The 16837-nt window shown below is 53.3% G+C and carries 16 protein-coding genes and 1 pseudogene; all 17 read left to right on the top strand.

The window, feature by feature from the left end; genetic code table 11:
* Window positions 1-370, top strand: a pseudogene (locus tag SK53_RS23800) (Shufflon protein B); the annotation flags it as partial.
* Between the two features lie 862 nt (window positions 371-1232).
* Window positions 1233-2393, top strand: a complete 1161-nt coding sequence (locus SK53_RS22245) for a site-specific integrase (RefSeq protein WP_048210079.1) — start codon at window positions 1233-1235, stop codon at window positions 2391-2393.
* Between the two features lie 19 nt (window positions 2394-2412).
* Window positions 2413-2889 carry a hypothetical protein gene (locus SK53_RS23715; RefSeq protein ID WP_156174862.1) on the top strand — a complete coding sequence of 159 codons (477 nt, stop codon included), beginning with the start codon at window positions 2413-2415 and terminating at the stop codon, window positions 2887-2889.
* A 145-nt stretch (window positions 2890-3034) separates the two neighbouring features.
* Window positions 3035-3871, top strand: a complete 837-nt coding sequence (locus tag SK53_RS22240) for a hypothetical protein (RefSeq protein WP_048210078.1) — start codon at window positions 3035-3037, stop codon at window positions 3869-3871.
* A gap of 102 nt (window positions 3872-3973) precedes the next feature.
* Window positions 3974-5182 carry a conjugal transfer protein TraF gene (locus tag SK53_RS22235; protein ID WP_048210077.1) on the top strand — a complete coding sequence of 403 codons (1209 nt, stop codon included), beginning with the start codon at window positions 3974-3976 and terminating at the stop codon, window positions 5180-5182.
* A gap of 20 nt (window positions 5183-5202) precedes the next feature.
* Complete coding sequence (locus SK53_RS22230; RefSeq protein WP_048210076.1) at window positions 5203-5721, top strand: hypothetical protein; 519 nt, start codon at window positions 5203-5205, stop codon at window positions 5719-5721.
* An 87-nt stretch (window positions 5722-5808) separates the two neighbouring features.
* Window positions 5809-6282, top strand: a complete 474-nt coding sequence (locus SK53_RS22225; protein ID WP_048210075.1) for a DotD/TraH family lipoprotein — start codon at window positions 5809-5811, stop codon at window positions 6280-6282.
* Complete coding sequence (locus SK53_RS22220; protein WP_048210074.1) at window positions 6279-7085, top strand: type IV secretory system conjugative DNA transfer family protein; 807 nt, start codon at window positions 6279-6281, stop codon at window positions 7083-7085. Before SK53_RS22225 ends, SK53_RS22220 begins: the two co-directional genes overlap by 4 nt.
* Before the next feature lie 11 nt (window positions 7086-7096).
* Window positions 7097-8257 carry a plasmid transfer ATPase TraJ gene (gene traJ / locus SK53_RS22215; protein WP_048210073.1) on the top strand — a complete coding sequence of 387 codons (1161 nt, stop codon included), beginning with the start codon at window positions 7097-7099 and terminating at the stop codon, window positions 8255-8257.
* Window positions 8254-8541: an IcmT/TraK family protein gene (gene icmT, locus SK53_RS23855; RefSeq protein WP_048210072.1), complete on the top strand. Its 288-nt coding sequence runs from the start codon at window positions 8254-8256 to the stop codon at window positions 8539-8541. The genes traJ and icmT overlap by 4 nt, the downstream gene beginning before the upstream one ends.
* Before the next feature lie 70 nt (window positions 8542-8611).
* The gene (locus tag SK53_RS22205; RefSeq protein ID WP_048210071.1) at window positions 8612-12160 is read left to right on the top strand and encodes an LPD7 domain-containing protein; all 3549 of its coding nucleotides are present in this window, start codon (window positions 8612-8614) and stop codon (window positions 12158-12160) included.
* 17 nt (window positions 12161-12177) lie between these two features.
* Window positions 12178-12528 (top strand): hypothetical protein, encoded by a 351-nt coding sequence (locus SK53_RS22200; protein ID WP_048210070.1) that lies wholly within the window; start codon window positions 12178-12180, stop codon window positions 12526-12528.
* A gap of 5 nt (window positions 12529-12533) precedes the next feature.
* On the top strand, window positions 12534-13235 hold the full coding sequence (locus tag SK53_RS22195; RefSeq protein ID WP_048210069.1) for a DotI/IcmL/TraM family protein: 702 nt from the start codon (window positions 12534-12536) through the stop codon (window positions 13233-13235).
* 10 nt (window positions 13236-13245) lie between these two features.
* Window positions 13246-14229, top strand: coding sequence for a DotH/IcmK family type IV secretion protein (locus tag SK53_RS22190; RefSeq protein ID WP_048210068.1), 984 nt, complete (start codon window positions 13246-13248; stop codon window positions 14227-14229).
* Entirely contained in the window at window positions 14229-15536 is a 1308-nt protein-coding gene (traO, locus tag SK53_RS22185) for a conjugal transfer protein TraO (RefSeq protein WP_048210067.1), read from the top strand. Before SK53_RS22190 ends, traO begins: the two co-directional genes overlap by 1 nt.
* Entirely contained in the window at window positions 15529-16299 is a 771-nt protein-coding gene (gene traP, locus SK53_RS23710) for a conjugal transfer protein TraP (protein WP_048210066.1), read from the top strand. Before traO ends, traP begins: the two co-directional genes overlap by 8 nt.
* Window positions 16299-16823, top strand: a complete 525-nt coding sequence (traQ, locus tag SK53_RS22175; protein WP_048210065.1) for a conjugal transfer protein TraQ — start codon at window positions 16299-16301, stop codon at window positions 16821-16823. The genes traP and traQ overlap by 1 nt, the downstream gene beginning before the upstream one ends.
* Window positions 16824-16837 lie beyond the last annotated feature (14 nt).

Raw genomic sequence — 16837 nt, 5'->3', positions numbered from 1 at the left:
CTGTCAATCCGGTGCGTGGAAGGGAACAGGCATAACCGAGGGTAATTACACTGTTCTTGGGACTTTTAAAGGTTCTTACTCAGGTACGAATACCTCAGGAAAGCAATATCGCCTGTACGTAACCGGTGGCAATCCTCCTAGCAAAAAAATCAACTATGGGGATGCTGATAACTGCGTTAATACATACTCGCTCATCGCTGAGGTTGCGGGATTGTACGTCGCAAGAGATTTTGATGGTAACTCCCAGTGGCAAAAATCAGGGACAGTATCCTTTGAAGTCCCAGATGGTTCTTCATTCTCAATTGTCTCAAATGGAATGATGTCTTACGGCTGCGACTACGGATCGTTCACTGTTTTTCGTTTCCAATAAATTTGCCACTCTGATAAGAGGAACGTGATGGTTATGTGGCATTTTGTAGTTCATGTACGTGTACTCTGTAGTCTCGACTTACCCGCGGGCGAGCTCCACAAACATCAATTTGATTGGGATTTTGCGATGAATAATGACGGTTAACCAACCTTCGATCAGTGATAAGTTACGAGATTGAAACTACCTGGTGAGCATCCGTAAGAGGGTAAAGGGTTTGACGTTATACTAAACGTCGATCCCGCAGGGATAATGAAATTAATAGTTCCGGATTTGCTCCAATCTGAGTTAGCGGTACCTGCCGATGTAATGATACGTCCATCAACAATACCTTTAAGATCCCAGGTATTACGGCAGTTATCACCGTCTTTAATTCCTTTATCTATAGTAGAAACCCCGCCTGAAGCGTAAACCGTCATAGGACGTCCAGTATCGTTAACCGATGTGTAAGTTGATACAAATGCCCCTAGTGATGAGTAACTTCCGTTATAGATGGAGCCAGAAACCCACGCACCGGATTGACAGTTTTATTCTGCAGTGCAGTTTACTATCGCCTGAAAGCAAGCTTCTCCCTTCGAGTTGTTGGGTAAACCAATGTAGAACCGATTGTTAACAGGATCGAGAGCCATTGAATCTGGGGAATTATGGTTCGAACCATCAGACCAACTTCTTAGAGCATAAGACCCCCCAATAGCTACTGTCCCAGACGGGCAATATGCATAAGCGACGGATTTGTTAGCGCAAGAAGTTTCCCCAAAAACGGTTTGCATTTTAATTTTCGAAGCACCTGACCACGCACCGGATTGACAGTGTTATTGCATTTTTCGCGCAAGGCTTTATTTTCTTCGCCTTTTCGGGAGTAATAATGTCTTCTGTTGCGCGTATTAAAAAAATGTCACTTAGCCGGGGTCTCGATAAATACTACGAATCGGTATCAGTTCACAAAAAGGGCCATCTTCAGGAGTTTTACCGGGTAAACGTCATTAAGCGTCACCCACTGGCCGACCGGAACATGGATGAGATCACCACTGTTGATATTGCAACCTACCGTGATGAACGGCTGAAGCAACGCAATCCCAGAACGGGAAACCCCATCACCGGCAACACGGTGAGACTGGAGCTGGCGTTGTTATCATCACTTTTCGGGATCGCACGCGTGGAATGGGGAACCTGTCGTAACAATCCGGTCGAACTGGTACGTAAGCCCAAAGTGTCTAAAGGACGAGATCGACGTCTGACGTCCTCTGAAGAGCGCAGACTGTCGCGGTATTTCCGCGAGCGAAACATGATGCTCTATATAATCTTTCATCTCGCTCTGGAAACAGCCATGCGTCAGGGTGAAATTCTTAACCTCCAATGGGAGTTTATTGACCTTCAGCACGGCGTCGCGCACCTGCCCGATACCAAGAACGGTTCATCACGTGATGTCCCACTCTCAAGAAAAGCGCGAAATTTACTTCAGATGTTACCTGCACAGCTAAAAGGCCAAATATTCAGCTATACATCTTCTGGATTCAAAAGCGCCTGGCGTCACGCTCTCAATGCCCTCGCTATTGAAGATCTGCATTTCCACGATCTTCGACATGAGGCGATTAGCCGCTTCTTCGAGCTCGGTACGCTGAACGTCATGGAGGTCGCTGCCATCTCAGGTCATCGGTCGATGAATATGCTTAAACGCTACACCCACTTGAGAGCTTACCAGCTGGTCAGCAAGCTGGATGCGCGACGACGCCAGACTCAAAAGATTGCCCCCTACTTCGTGCCCTATCCCGCACTGGTCGAACAGGACTGTGGAAGTACCGGTGGCATCAGGGTGATGCTATGCGATTTCGAAAACCTGATGGTATCGGCACCAACGCGCGAACTTGCTCTGACCCGCGCCAGCGAACTGCTACTGCGCACTCTGGCACTTGCTGCCCAGCGCGGTGAAAGAGTCCCTGCACCGGGGGAGCTCCCCATCAGGACAAACGATCACATAATGATTTGTCCGCTGAACCCCGCCGAGGCACTGTCGGCCCGAGCATAACCTTTTACCTGGAGAGACTGTGTATCTGATACTCCTTTCAGCAGTACCGCTAACATTACTGCTGTACTGCCCGATTATGGCAATTGTTAGTGCCGTGACGCCCTGGAAAGGGTTTCGCGCGGCCTCGGTTCGTCACCGTAAGCACCATTACACTACCCTGCACCTTTCGACCTTTGACCGGGTAGGTCATCTCAATCTTCGTCGTGCAGCGCGTTTTCACCGCAGTTTTCTTGCCACATTACAGCTGGCGCTACAAAGGAACAGCACTCCGGTGTACTTCACATCCCATCTGATGCGCCCGGCACACTTGAAAAGCATGACCATCTTGATGGGAAAAATGGACGATACACACCACTGGCGCTGCACCACAGTATCGATTCCTCCAGCTGTCAGGAACGGGATACGGCTACAAACACTGGTACAGGAATGGCGCTGGATTACCGTACCGGAAACCGGCGTGCTTGTGCTCATTCGACCGCGCAGGAAAGCGCGTTAAAACGCCAATACACAAACGCAATTAAAACGCACACGCAAACGCAGTCGATCTACACGATCGAATTAACTCGTTATACATACGCGTCACGATTAATTATTCTCTAAATCACTGAACAGCAAGATGTAATTTTTCTTAAGGGGGCCTTGTGGCAAACAGTCTTACCGCAATTTTCACCTCGCTTCTGGCGCTCCCCGACCTTGATCGGAACAGGATTGCAGAACTGCTTCAGCGCAATGACAAGAAGCCTATGCAGACTACATCTCTCCGGATGCGGCCCGGCACCCGCCAACTGATTGATGAGTTGTCAGGCATGATTGGAATATCTCAGTCAGAGCTACTGAATCTGGTTATAGAGGGCTCTCTGCGCGATATCTTCCTGCCATTCAGCAATACCGCAATCAGTATCATCGATCGCTTTGAGGTGCTGATGCAGGCACATGAGCTTGACCCGACTGATATTGCAGAATTGCTATCTTCATGGAACGTTCGGGTAAGCGTACTGCAGGACAGGGAACGAACGATGGACTACCTCTCTACTCCGCTCTTGCAGGCGCTAGCCCAGTGGTTTTTCGTTTCGCCGGACTGGTTACTCGGCAGGAACGTTCCTACGGTCGACACCACTCAGGCTCAACATCACTGGCCAACGACGGAAGAGTCATTACGGGAGATGATTATTCCTTCAGCCGAAAATAATAATGACCGCATTATTTTCTGTACGACCGAACATACAGGTGAGGATGAATATAAGGAACGAACCGGCATATTAATTAAAAAGAAAATTACTTCATCGCAGATGACGTATTTTCCGGTGCTATCCATTATTCCGCTCGTTCTGGACAAAGAGCAAAAATACTGGAAAGAACGCCTCCTAAGGGAACATGCAGCAACAGGCACTATACGCGCCGTCACAGTCAGCATGGGGCTGTCTAAAGCGCTTGAGCAAGGAATAACGTTACCTGCACTTATATACAGACAGCTTTGAACCACGCAGAAATATTGAATTAAAAAAGAAAAAGAATTTTTTGATGCTGCCGCATCGGGACCTTCTTTTGCCCAAAATCCAGACTGGACTACAGGAAATTTAATGATGAAAAAGACTCATATAGCAAAAACACTGATTTCTTCCGCCGTCATGATGGCATTTCATGCAGGTGCAGCAACCTCCTATATGGAAGCCCGCAGCGATGCCATGGGCGGAACGGGCGTGGCATCTGCCCATTATGGCACAGCTGCCTTATCCAACCCGGCACTCCTGACTAAATTTGGCGCTAACGATGACTTCAGTCTGGTGCTGCCGTCCGTGGGTGTCCAGGTAGCAGATCCTGACAAGGCCATTGATACTGCCGATGACGTGAAAGATCTGTGGAATAATTTCGACAATGCTGTCGACCGCCAAAGCGGTGTTAGCGAAAGCGCTGCTGCGTTACGCAATAAGCTGGAAGATTTGAAGGACGTGAAGGCAAACGGGCAGGTCGGAGCATCGGTTATTGCCACCACCCCCAATAAAGTGCTGCCATTTGCCGTTGTCGTGAAGTCCTGGGGTACCGTTTCCGTAAACGGTAAGGTCAGCGACCACGATCTGCAGTATCTCGACGATATCGCCAGTGGGGCCATACCGGCAGATACGGTAGACAAAGATGCCCTGACGTCCCGTGCCTATGGTCGCGCGGCTGTTATCACAGACGTAGGTGTGGCTATGGCGCATGAATTCGAAACGGCAGGACACAGCTGGTCCCTGGGTATTACGCCCAAATATCAGCGCATCGATCTGTTCAACTACAGCGCAACGGTAAACGACTTCGACAAAAATGATTTGAACTCAGATGACTATCACAACACAAAAACCGGATTTAACGCCGACATCGGTCTGGCAACAAACCTCGGAGATAACTGGATGTTGGGTCTTGCGGTGCAGAACATCATTGCCCGCACTGTGGACACTAAAGAAGTGAACGGCGAGAAAGAAACGTTCAAAGTGAAACCGCAGGCTACCGCTGGCGTCGCCTGGAGCAACAGCGTCCTTACCACCGCACTCGATGTGGATCTGACCGAAGCCAGCCGTTTTGAGCGGGATGACAAACGGCAGTTCGCCAGTGTAGGGGCTGAGTTGAATGCCTGGAGCTGGATGCAAGTACGTGCGGGTTATCGCCAGAACATGATCGCCAGCGAGGGTAACGCCTTCACTGCAGGTCTGGGCTTCTCACCGTTCGACGTAGTACATCTGGACCTAACCGGTATCGCCGGAACCGATCGTACTTACGGCGCTGTCGCCCAACTGCAGTTCACCTTCTGATAATTTCAGGGAAGCCCTCAATGGGCTTCCTCTGCCGTCCTGTTTTACATTACCCCGGCTTTGCCCTGCGCCTTTCATTCCTGAAATTTGTTTTGTCGAGAGTCCTGAAGATGATCTCATTCAAATATGTCCGCGCATTGCGTCTAATCCGCAGTGCGGCATTTAGTTGCCTGATTACCGCACCCGCCACCGGATTTTTTATCTTGGTCATGTGTCTGGCATTGAACAATTCACTGGCAGATAGCTTCATTAAGCAAGCCCGCGCGCTTGTCAGCGATGTACCGGCAGGTATGGTGCGGGAATGTATTCAGCCGAGGTCAAGCGTTCCGGTGTCCCCGGTCTTAAAACCCTCCGCACTGAATACATGCAAGGAGGTATTCACTGATGAAGATGACTGGAAAGCTAGCGTTGATAACAGAATCCAGCAGTTTTATATAATCTTTGTCGCGATGGGCTTGCTGTGCTGGTTATTCACGAATAACAGGCTGACTGAACTGATTTCTGGGTTACAGAAATTGAAACGCAAACCACAAATCTGAATCTAACCTGACTCACACAGAGTCAAACCTCACCTCACTTAACCTTCTGGCTTTAACCTCAGTCGCCCTCCCGGCAAGGTAACTACCATGAATTATTTAATGCTTCCCGGCGTGCTGGCCTTTTTCCTGCTTGCCGGCTGCCAGTCCTGGACTCCCCCATCGACGCCTCCAGCCTCTGCTTCTTCCGACCGCTACGGCGCGGCATCCTCCGTCGCCGTTGCCCGTCACTCGCAATATCAGATGTGGAATAACGGTATTTGGTCCGCTTCGAAAACCGCACCATCGTCCATGGAGATCATTCGTACCAACAGCGCTGGCGTCTCCTTCGACTGGGAAGGTGATGCTGTGGAGTTACTGGCCGAACTGGCGCGTGCACGCGGCCTGCAGTTCAACTACAGCGGTGTGCGTCTGCCCTTACCCGTAACACTGCACGTTCGTGGTATGACTTTCAGCAACGTACTGCGTGTGATTGAAGCGCAGACAGCATGGCGCGCCACCCTGAATCAGTATCCGGGCCTGCTCCAGCTCAACTTCATGCAACCGGAGACCAGACAGAAATGAAATGCTTTCTCTTGTTACTTTTCCCTGCGCTGCTCCTGACCGGTTGCGCAGTCGAACGTCCTGCGTCACCAACAGACGGGAACGTCCCTCCTCCGGATATGCAGGCCTGGCTCAACCCGGAGCGCCAGAGACCAGACGGTATCTCCGAAACGCGCTGGCAAATGCTTAGTGATGCCGGGAGAACGCTGGGATTCCGAGGAGGTAAATCTCAGCGGGCATGGGAATTGACACAGGCACTCAACGCCCGCGAATCCACCCTCAATGCTCTTTACGATTTTCGGCCGCTTATCAGCCCAGAGGGCTGGCTGCCACCGGTTATTGATGAAGCACAGGATGTAGCACACATCACTCCCGATCAAATTCGCACAGCCTCAAAGGTTTGGACCATTATCCGCCCGGAGAGATTTATCAGTAACCCGCCCAGCTGGCGCAGCTGGTTACTTCGCGGGTTGGCCACCACGGCAACACCAGGAACTGAAGGACTTGTCGTGCCGGAAGACAGCGCCCAGAGAAAGGTCTGGGAAGACGCGCTGAAAAAAGGCTGGCAGGAAGGTCGCGAAAACGCCGATCTGACCTTTGAGGCCAGCATGAATCAGCTCACCCGCGATTACAGGGGCATGATGCTTTACTCCCTGCTCTGGCGTAGGGGCATGATTTCCCGACCGGAAGTAACCGAACAACAGCAGACTGTGACCGGCAGCGGCCAGAAGCTCGTTACCGGCGATCGTGTACGTCGACTCAAATCACACGCGTCGTTTGAACTACAGAAGTCCCGCTGGCGCCCGTCTGTTACCATCCAGTAAGGAGTTTTCTTGTGGAAACATCTCTTATCCCAGATAAGTTCGGGATTTTTCCGTTCAGCGGCGCTTATACCGCTGACGAGTTCAGAACCTTTTTTGCCTGGTGCTCAGCACAGGCTGTAAGTGACGTGGACCTAGTTGGTGGCTCCCCTGTTTCTGTCAGCCGTTACGGTCGACGAGAAAGAGTCTCCGATACCGTACTGCCTAATACCATGCTGGGTAATATGCTTGATGACCTGCTGGGACCAGAAGTGCGCCCCCGTGTACAGGGCGGTAAACCATCGGACAGGGCCATTCAGATCGACGGCGACATGCACGGGCGTTATGGTCTGGAGCGGGGTGAGCGCGTGCGGCTGCGCGCGCACATTATTCAGGGGACATCTGCACGTGAAGAAAAGGCACTATCCGTCACGCTGCGCGTGATCCCCCACATCATTCCCGACTTTATGAAGATGGGTATCGAACCCGACCTCGCGGCTTCCATGCTGCCAAAAACCGGGCTGGGTCTCATCTGCGGCGAAACAGGTTCCGGAAAATCAACGCTTCAGGCGGCGTTATATCGACACTGTCAGAACACGCAACCTGACCGCAAGATTGTGACCTACGAAGATCCGGTTGAGTACATTCTTGGCCGCCCCGATGACCTTTTGCCACCGCATCAGGCTCAGGTGGGACGTGACGTGGCAAGTTTTGCAGATGGGCTCCGCTCCGCCATGCGTCGTAACCCGGAGGTCATCGGAATCGGGGAGATCCGCGATACTGAAACGGCAGAAGCCGCTGTTCAAGCCGGGGAAAGTGGGCACATGACTATCGGGACTCTGCACTCTAAATCACCAGGTGAAACTCTGAACCGACTACTTGGTTTGTTCCCGCCTCAGATTCGGGATGCGCGTGCATGGGAGCTGCTTGGTATGCTGCGTTTCATCGCAATCCAAGTACTTGTCAAAACGACTGACGGCAAACGTCGTGCCCTGCGGGAATACATCGTATTCGACGATGGCTTACGCGACGCGCTTCAGAATATCCCGTCAGAAAAGTGGCCTGCGCACATCGACACTATTCTGAGACTGGAAAAGCGGCGTATTGTCGATCAGGTGCGGGAAGGTTTCATAACCGGTGATATAGACAGAAACGAAGCGGCTCTCTATCTGTCAGGTAAGGAACTAACGCTATGAAACGACAGGGATTCTGGCGTTACGCTACTCCGCCAGTCAGCTTTTTTGGTATTCCTTTGCCGTTCCTGTTGCTTTACCTAGTCTGGTTTCGCTGGCCATCCATGAACACGCTGTATATCTGCTCCGCCATTCTGGGATTCTTTGTTGCTCTGAATTTCTTTGGCTGGAGTGTTCGTGCCATCTGCCGGCGCGTGATTAGTACCTTCAGAGGAAAGGTTGCCTCTGGTCGGCCCTGGTGGTACCGACATTTCGTTGAGAAACCACGAGACTGGACCGGTCTCTGAGCCCATGTAACCCGCACGTTCTCCACAGCGCACCAGCGCGCCTCCCTCAATATCTTCCAGGAATGTGACCATGCAAAAAAGTCACCGAGTATGGCTTGCCGTGCCTCTCGAAGAGAAGGACGACGCCATCAATGCCCACCCACGTCTCGACAATGGCATGAAAGCCCTTGAATGGGACAATGAGCACAGGCTCTGGTATGCCAGACCAGGTGCCGACCTGAACAAATTTGAACGATGGATGCCCCGTCCACATGAACTGTCAATGAATGCAGACGATCCGGTAACAGAGTTTGCACAAAAACTCGAAGAAGCAGGGTTGATTGTTAAAGGGTTGCCCGTGATGGACGGCAGCCTTCAGCGTGTACCGACGAAACAGGACAAGAAAGGTTCGAAAAGCGGAGCTTACAAGGCTTATCTGGACGGGCGCCCTGCCGGATGGTACCGCGATTATCGCAGCGCCGACGCTAAACCGACGCAGTGGGTGTTTTCAGGAGGTGGCGAGATGGATCCGCTTGCGCGTATTCATCTCCGTGCACACGCCCAGCAAACGCGTGAAGACAACGCCCGTGCTCTTGAGCAACAGTACAACCGCCAGGCGGAGTATGCCGCCCGATATGTTGACAGGTACCCGCAGGCCACTACAAACGGTTATCTGACCCGCAAGGGAGTAGAGGCTGCTCCGGGTATAAGAATCAACGATAAGCAAGAGCTTGTGATCCCCTTCAGCAACGCCCATGGCGACATCCGTTCTTACCAGCGTATTCCTCTCACAGGAGGGAAAGACGCCCGCATCCTTAAAGACAGTGAAAAAACAGGTAACTGGTTTGCTTTGGGGACCCCGCAGAATGGACAGCCGCTGCTGTTTGCTGAAGGGTATGCCACAGCAGCTTCCATGCATGAGGCATCAGGTCTGCCGGTACTGATGACGATCGATGCGGGAAACATGATTGCCGTTGGCCAGAATGCACGTGCCGTCTGGCCTGACAGTACCTTTATTTTCTGTGCAGACAACGATCATCAGTTGAAGAATTCACAGACAGGACAACCCGAAAATAAGGGCATCCTCAGCGCTGAGAAAGCCGCAGAGCTCACGAACGGTAAGGTTATCGTCCCTGACTTTACCGAAGAGGAAAAAGCGCGATCGATGACAGACTTCAATGACCTCGATACCAGTCGGGGCAGAGAAGCCTTTCGCGAGCTTATCAACGACAGTCTTCGGTCTGCAGGCATCGACATCCGGACAGGCTACATACCCGACGCTGAACAATCTCTCTCACTACAGGACAAAAAAATGGAAAATCCGGAAAAAACGGTATCCGGGCAGACTTCACTTGCCCCGGACGAACCTGCCGTTATATCGGCTGAAAGTCACAGGCTGGATGAGCCAGCAAATCCAGTACATCCCTCTCCGGCAGAACCAGAAATTATCGCTCCGTCCGAAGTGTTACAGCCCTATGAAGCCAGCATCAATGTGGCACCGGATGAGAGTAATTCTGCCCACGATGAGCCAGCACCCACACTCCCAAGAGATGCTGACGTTTTAATTCCTGAAAAACAGGGCAACACGGATGAGTCGCACGTTACCTTTTCCGCGGATACCGGGGAGAGTAGACAGAGTGTTGTCGAAGCAGGATCGTCTGCACCCGTCCTGGAACTGGATGATTATGCAGACATACGGGCACAGATGGACGACCCACAGGTTGTTGAATGGCTGGACAGTCAGTCTGACGGATTGCCCCTTATGCCAACTCCGGAACAACTGACAATCCATGAACAGCAGGAAACGGATAAGCAGGCAGTAAAACCTGAGGCGGCATTACATAATACAGACGCTGAGCCTCCAGTACCGGGCTCGTCAGAATTACCGATCCCTCCACACCCCTTCGAGGCCCCCTCAACCAGGCAAAAACAGGAACAGACACAGACTGCCGGTGGGGAAGCAGACACGTCTGAGTTGAATCCGGACAGAGCGAAAACGGCAGAGAATGAGGTGAATGAAGCGGATGGGCTTGTCTACGGGCCGCGAAGACCGGAACCGCTGCACCGAGAAGATCTGGACAAAATCATCAAAGCCCTTTCAACGGAAGAACAGCGCGACAACACGGTGCTCTATCGCCTCGACGGAGAAGATGCCTTTCGCGATCTCGGTAATAGACTTGAAATGTGTAACGGCGCCAGTCAGGACAAACGAAGAGTACTCGCCGCGCTGGCCGTTGCATCACGCTTTTACGGCGGCGTGGTGGAACTCACTGGCAGTACAGAATTTAAAGAGCAGGCCATGCGGCTCATTATCGAAAATGACCTCGATATCCGCATGAAGTTGCCTGCGCAGCGCGCGCAGCTTGAGGCAATGCGGCAACAGATGGGGGCGTCCAGTGATTCCATCAAAACACACATTCCTACGCCGGACTTGAACAGACAGACACCATCGCCTGACGCTGAACCGCCAGTGTCACCGGCAACAGCCGCCCCTGAAGCTGTTACCCCTGACGCTCCAGGCACACCAATGGCCCCCACATCACCAAATCCGACATCACAGGCACAGGCAACTGCCACAATACAGCCTGCCGTTTCACCCACTGGTGAGACAATAGCGTCTAAGACCGCCGACAGCATCCGGGTTCCTGAGATGCCAGCGGAGCCCGCCCCCTCCGCACTTAAACCAGGCCAGAGCGTCACTGCGGTACTCAAGAACTTTGGCGAAGCGATGTACGAAAATAAAGAGCAAAAGGGCAAGAGCTTCTTTATCGAGCTACAGAACCGTGGTGGAAGTCATACCTACTGGGGGCAGGACTTACAGGAGATGATCGCACACCACAAAACAGGCGATGTGGTAACGCTGACGCTCAATTCCCGAGACAGTTGGCATGTACCAGGTGAAGAAAAAGAACGCGTAAAAAATAACTGGTCATTGACGGCTGCCTCGACAGGTATTGCCGTGGCGCACGATCGACCAGAGCAGGGGCAACCCCTTCAGGCTTTCCCGGTTGATACGTTCGGCCGTCTCACTCAGCAAATCCGTCAGGCCTGGCCCGAGTACACCACAGACCTGAAGCTCCCCCCCCGACTGGAGGAACGCCAGTTTTATCTGGGTGAAGACAGACAACCAGTGAAGTCACCAGTAGCGGCGGCCAGCATTTCACCATCATCTACGGACGCACCAGACAGGCTGGTACCCGTCATGGCCTCTATGGACACACAGTCAAACCAGCTAGACCTACTGCTTGTACAGTCAGCGGGGGAACACTTGCAGGGTATGGTGCGACTGGATGGCACGCTGTATCCAGCACTGGCCACACCAACCACCGATAACAGTCAGCTGGTTATCAATGCCATCACCGACGACGGCCCCCGCTTTGCGGGTTACGGACAGGCGGTGAATTTTGAACCCGACGGCACCACCCGTGCCGCCCCTCAGCTGATGACGTTCCACCTGAAAGGTCGGGAAGACGACACACCACTTCCCGCCCGAATCTACTCACCGGAAAAACAGGCAGACACCCTATTCCAGCGTCTTGGCTTTGAACAGACCTGGAAACAATGGGATGACGCCCGAAAGCCGGAGGGCAGACAGGAAAAAGCACTTCATCAGGAACACTCCCACAGCCCCGGCCGCTGAGCCGATAAGGAGAGAGAATGCGATATTACATGCTTAAAGCCGGCCTTTTGTCCGGCTTCATGCTTTTTTCTGCCGCCGCTGCGGCGGCGACCTGCCGTGCAGGAAGTGCCGCCGAAACGGGTAGTCAGGCTGGTTATGAGCGGGCCAGGGCGGCCGCCACCGCCTGGGAACAGCGCGAAAGCAATGTCTCATCCTCCCTGCAGTCCTGTCTGTCCCGTATAAAGAACGTCAAGGTGACCCTGCCGCAATTCCCCGGCCTCGATGAAATCATTTCGCAACTGGAAAATAAGGTCTGCGAAGCAGCCCTAGATAAGGTCAACGAACAGATCCCAGACAACATCGACCCCTGGAAAAACTTCAACTCCTGAAACCTATGACAAAACTAACTCAACCAGCCCCCCCTGCAAAGGGGCGGGCCTCCTCCCCTGCGGAGGATCCGCTGAACGACGCCGTGGAAATGATGATGACGGCAGAAAAACGCCAGAAAATGGCACCAGAGCTGATGAAGAGCAATCTCCTGCTGGGGAGTTGCCTGCTTATCAGCATAATCCTCAACGCCGGCTTGACCTGGGCCCTGATACAGCAGCCACGGGATTACTTTGCCACCGACAGCGGGCGCCTGGTTCGCCTGGCCCCCACATCCGAACCGGCATGGAGTCAGGACGACGCAATCGCCTTTGGCAGCAAAGCTCTGATGCGGGCCTTTAACCTGGACTTTGTTCACTATCGTGAACAGGTATCCTCCACAGCATCGCTGTTCTCTGAAGAGGGGCACGCCAGTTACATTCAGGCGCTGACCAACTCCAATATCTATGATGCCCTGAAGCGTGAGCGTATGAATCTTACCGGCTCCGTAGGGGCTGGTGTCGTCATCCGGCGTGGACGTCTGTCTGACGGAACTTGGTTCTGGACTATGCAGTATCCGGTACGTCTGCGTCTGGTTGGCCAGACGACCAGTAAACCAGAACAGCCATTTATTTTCGAAATCACCATCCAGCGAGTAGATCCACGGCAGAAACCCGTCGGGATGGAAATCCGCCAGATGATCTCACGCAACGCTCCCCGCAACCTCTGAGGCTCCCGCCATGAAACTTCCTTATCTCATGATCACGCTACTGCTGTGTGGTCCGGCTCTCGTGGCCGCCGCTGACAATACTGGCTGGCAGGACGCCAGAACACCTGGTGCAGCAACTGCAGCGTCAGTCCCGCAAGGTACTGAGCCGCAGACAACGGGCGTACCGGCTACCCGGATTAGCGGGGAGCTCCCAGCCCCTGAACAAAGTTCTCCGCTGGTAGAAGAGGCGGCAAGCATGGACTCGCCTTTGTCAGCGGATGAGATACGTGAGCTGCGTCTGCGACTGACGGACAACGAGCGCTCAGTCAATGCCCCGATGATAAGCGTGGTTCCGCGCATCAGCTCACTAACGCTTAATCTTTCGCCTGGGGCCAGTATCCCACTGGTACGCACGGCCATGAACAACCAGAGTGTCGTCACCCTGACGGACATCAGTGGCGCACCGTGGCCACAGTCGGACCCGCCGATTAATGCCAGTCCAAAGAGTTTTGATGTGAAGTTCAATGCTGGTACCAACATGCTGGCGATAACACCGCTGCGCCCCTGGGCGGCAGGAAACATTTCCGTATATCTGAAGGGACTCGATGTCCCGATCATGATCAATGTAACAAGTGGCGAAACAGACACCCGCACGGCCAGCCAGGAGATCGACAGTCGACTGGATTTACGCGTCCCACGCCTGGGTCCCGGCACTACAGCCCCAGGCGCGTCGGTCGATAAAATCGCACTCCACAGCGCCACTTTGCAGGCCTTTCTGGATGGCACTCCGCCAGAAGATGCCCGTCGCCTAAAGTTCCAGGGCAACGTACCTGACACTGTCATCTGGCAAAGCGGGGACGACCTGATGGTTCGTTCCCGGGCAATGTTGCGCGATGAATTTGAACAAACGCTCTCTTCAGCGGACGGCACACATCTCTGGAAACTACCCGTCACCCCGTTACTGACCTTCTCAGTAAACGGGAAATCCGTTCACGTCACGCCGGAGCTTCAGTAATGAGCGCAGAACATGATGCCGGTAATAACGGCAAAAAACTTTTTTCAATAATCGGATTTGGAGCCCTGGTTTTACTGACCGCGGGTTACTGGTTAGTGTCATGGCTGACACACGACCCTTCAGGAAAGGATTCTGCCGTCAACCTTAACGGTACGGCATCAAGTGCCTTAACCACCACGACGGAAAGTCCGCGGTACCGTGAGCTCCTGAAAGCCTCAAACGATTTAGGCGCGCAAGAAGCCGCCAGGACCGATTCATCCTTTATCGCCAGTCTCCCGGTAGGCCTTGAAGTCACTGAACCTCCTCCAGATAAGGTGCCAGTAACAAAACCAGCATCAGAAGACCCGCCACGTACAGTGCCGGCAACATCTTCACGCCAACCGGAAAACACGGCCGGAGAAGAGCAAGCAAACGAGAAACGACAGGCACAGCTGCAGAAATTACTCACGCGAATCAGTGCCGCGCAGGCTGGCGGTGACGCACCGGTGCTTGCTACTTCACTGGCAAGCATTACGCGGACATCCCCAACTACTGACGTGGGCAGCCGGACAGATGCAACAACTGAAAAAGAAAACGCACAGGTCTTTATCCCTTCCCTCACTCGTGCGTCCGGTTATATGGAGACAGCAGTGGATTCGGATAACCCAAACTCAGAGGTGGTTGCGGTCATTCCTGCCGGGCCGCTGGCTGGCGCCAGACTTCATAGCTCATCCGTAAAACTTGCCGGCAATGGACTGGATATCAAGTTTACCAGTATGAGCTGGAACGGCATGGAGCTGAACGTCAATGCAAGCGCTCAGAGCGAGAAAAACCTGATGTCTTCAGTGGCCTCTGATGTTAACCATCGATGGGGAACTCACATCGTTCTGCCCGCTGTTTTGGGTGGTCTTGGTGATCTGGGTGGGCTGTACAAGGATGCTAACACGCAGGTCATGCAATCCAGTGTTGGTACCGTCACCGGTCGTGTGGGGAAACCTGACGGCAGTACAGTGGCAGGCGTAATGGTCGGAGGTACAGCCCAGACCGGCGCCGAAGTCATTAAGCAGGAGATGGCCCGTGAGCCGTTCCGGCAGGTCACAGTGAAGCAAAAAGAAGTGATCTCCATTCTCTTTGTTGACTCGGTTACTGCAGACGACATTGTCAGCAGCAAAAAAGCGGCACGCCCCGCTATCAGTAACACCGTATCAGCACCCGCAGCTGCAGAGCAGCAAACCGAAAACCGCCTGCAGGAAGCCATCGCGCGCCGCCAGGCTGAAATCCGTCGTCAGTATGGCGATACCGTACCCGTGAGGAACAATGATGAATAAGCAAATTGACACACCTGAAGAAGAAGCGCTGGAAAACGAGGATGATTTTGGCGCGCCAGATCCCCGTGAGAAACCGCCGTTCTGGAAGCGAGAACTGCTGCTTGGCTATTCTCTGCCGTGGCTTCTCGGGATAACGCTTCTGGCAGTGGCCAGCCTCTGGTACCTGTTCGGTCCGTCACTGTCATTTACGAATAATACGCCGTCTGAAAGCAGCTTCAGTGAGGTTGAAAATACGCTCGACGGTGCATCGCCTGGTGCGGTTGAGGCTATTTCGCACAAGTCAGCCCCCATCCCCGCTGCGCAGCCGACGGCACAAACTGCCCCACCCATGGCCCAGGGCGACGCGGCGAGCATGATGACGGATATCCGTGACGAGCTGAACGACCGCGATCGAAAGATAAATGACTCCCTGACGTCTCTCAAAGACAGCGTTACCCGTCTGTCTGATGCAATTAAGCGGGATGAGGCCTACGCGGTAGAAACGCGATCTCAGCTTAATGACCTGACACAAAAGCTGGCTGTGCTGGAAACCAAGGCAAGCTCTACTGAGCCATCAAGGCCTTCTTCCCAGACCAAAAAACGGCAGACAGCCAGTGCTGTTTCGGGCATGAAAATCATGTCGCTGGAAGCGGGAATGGCGTGGATTAAATGGCAGGGAAGTACTTGGTCAGTCCGGGAGGGGGACTCGCTGGGTAACGTCACTATTCGGCAGATTGATCCCGCAACTCGATCTGTGGTGACAACAGGAGGGACCCTGCGCTAATGGCACTGGATGCCATCACGCTAATAGAGAACTTGGCTTCAGGCATCTTCACCGCTGGACTGGATTTACTGTTCAGTTGGTCCGAGATGATTGGTTTTTTTGGCCTCATCGCACTTCTGGTTCGGCAACGTTCCAGTCGAGGCCCCCTGGCTCCGGGCAAGTTCGCTATTGGCCTTTTTTCCTGCGCAGCACTGGTATCTCTCCCCTCCATCATTAATGCCAGTGGTGCGCAACTCGGCTTTGGCGCTACATCTTTTGATGCGATCGCTTATGTGCAGCCCGCCACGTACGGCGTTGCTGCCGGGGCTGCTAACGCCGTCCTGTCCCTGGTTCGGCTAGCAGGGGTGGGATTTGTCTATGCGGCACTCGATATGTTTCGACGTTCAGAACTTGAGGGGCATACCGCGCTCAGTTCAAGCGAAAGTATTCGTGCCGCGACAGTAAAACTGATGGCTGGCACAGCTATGGTCTTTTCACCTCAGCTCATCGATGCCGCACTCGCAACTCTCGGACTCGCTTTCTAACACCACACGTTTTT

Origin of the sequence: Enterobacter sp. MGH119 (genome assembly GCF_001037675.1) — a bacterium.
In the GTDB taxonomy this organism is placed as follows: domain Bacteria; phylum Pseudomonadota; class Gammaproteobacteria; order Enterobacterales; family Enterobacteriaceae; genus Enterobacter; species Enterobacter hormaechei_C.
This window is presented reverse-complemented; position numbering and strand designations above follow the sequence as displayed.

Bases quoted from the DNA above. Each gene is read 5' to 3' on its own strand.
- SK53_RS22245 (WP_048210079.1), top strand. From the start codon at position 1,233: ATGTCTTCTGTTGCGCGTATTAAAAAAATGTCACTTAGCCGGGGTCTC.
- SK53_RS22235 (WP_048210077.1), top strand. From the start codon at position 3,974: ATGATGAAAAAGACTCATATAGCAAAAACACTGATTTCTTCCGCCGTC.
- SK53_RS22230 (WP_048210076.1), top strand. From the start codon at position 5,203: ATGGGCTTCCTCTGCCGTCCTGTTTTACATTACCCCGGCTTTGCCCTG.
- SK53_RS22225 (WP_048210075.1), top strand. From the start codon at position 5,809: ATGAATTATTTAATGCTTCCCGGCGTGCTGGCCTTTTTCCTGCTTGCC.
- SK53_RS22220 (WP_048210074.1), top strand. From the start codon at position 6,279: ATGAAATGCTTTCTCTTGTTACTTTTCCCTGCGCTGCTCCTGACCGGT.
- icmT (WP_048210072.1), top strand. From the start codon at position 8,254: ATGAAACGACAGGGATTCTGGCGTTACGCTACTCCGCCAGTCAGCTTT.
- SK53_RS22205 (WP_048210071.1), top strand. From the start codon at position 8,612: ATGCAAAAAAGTCACCGAGTATGGCTTGCCGTGCCTCTCGAAGAGAAG.
- SK53_RS22200 (WP_048210070.1), top strand. From the start codon at position 12,178: ATGCGATATTACATGCTTAAAGCCGGCCTTTTGTCCGGCTTCATGCTT.
- SK53_RS22195 (WP_048210069.1), top strand. From the start codon at position 12,534: ATGACAAAACTAACTCAACCAGCCCCCCCTGCAAAGGGGCGGGCCTCC.
- SK53_RS22190 (WP_048210068.1), top strand. From the start codon at position 13,246: ATGAAACTTCCTTATCTCATGATCACGCTACTGCTGTGTGGTCCGGCT.
- traO (WP_048210067.1), top strand. From the start codon at position 14,229: ATGAGCGCAGAACATGATGCCGGTAATAACGGCAAAAAACTTTTTTCA.
- traP (WP_048210066.1), top strand. From the start codon at position 15,529: ATGAATAAGCAAATTGACACACCTGAAGAAGAAGCGCTGGAAAACGAG.
- traQ (WP_048210065.1), top strand. From the start codon at position 16,299: ATGGCACTGGATGCCATCACGCTAATAGAGAACTTGGCTTCAGGCATC.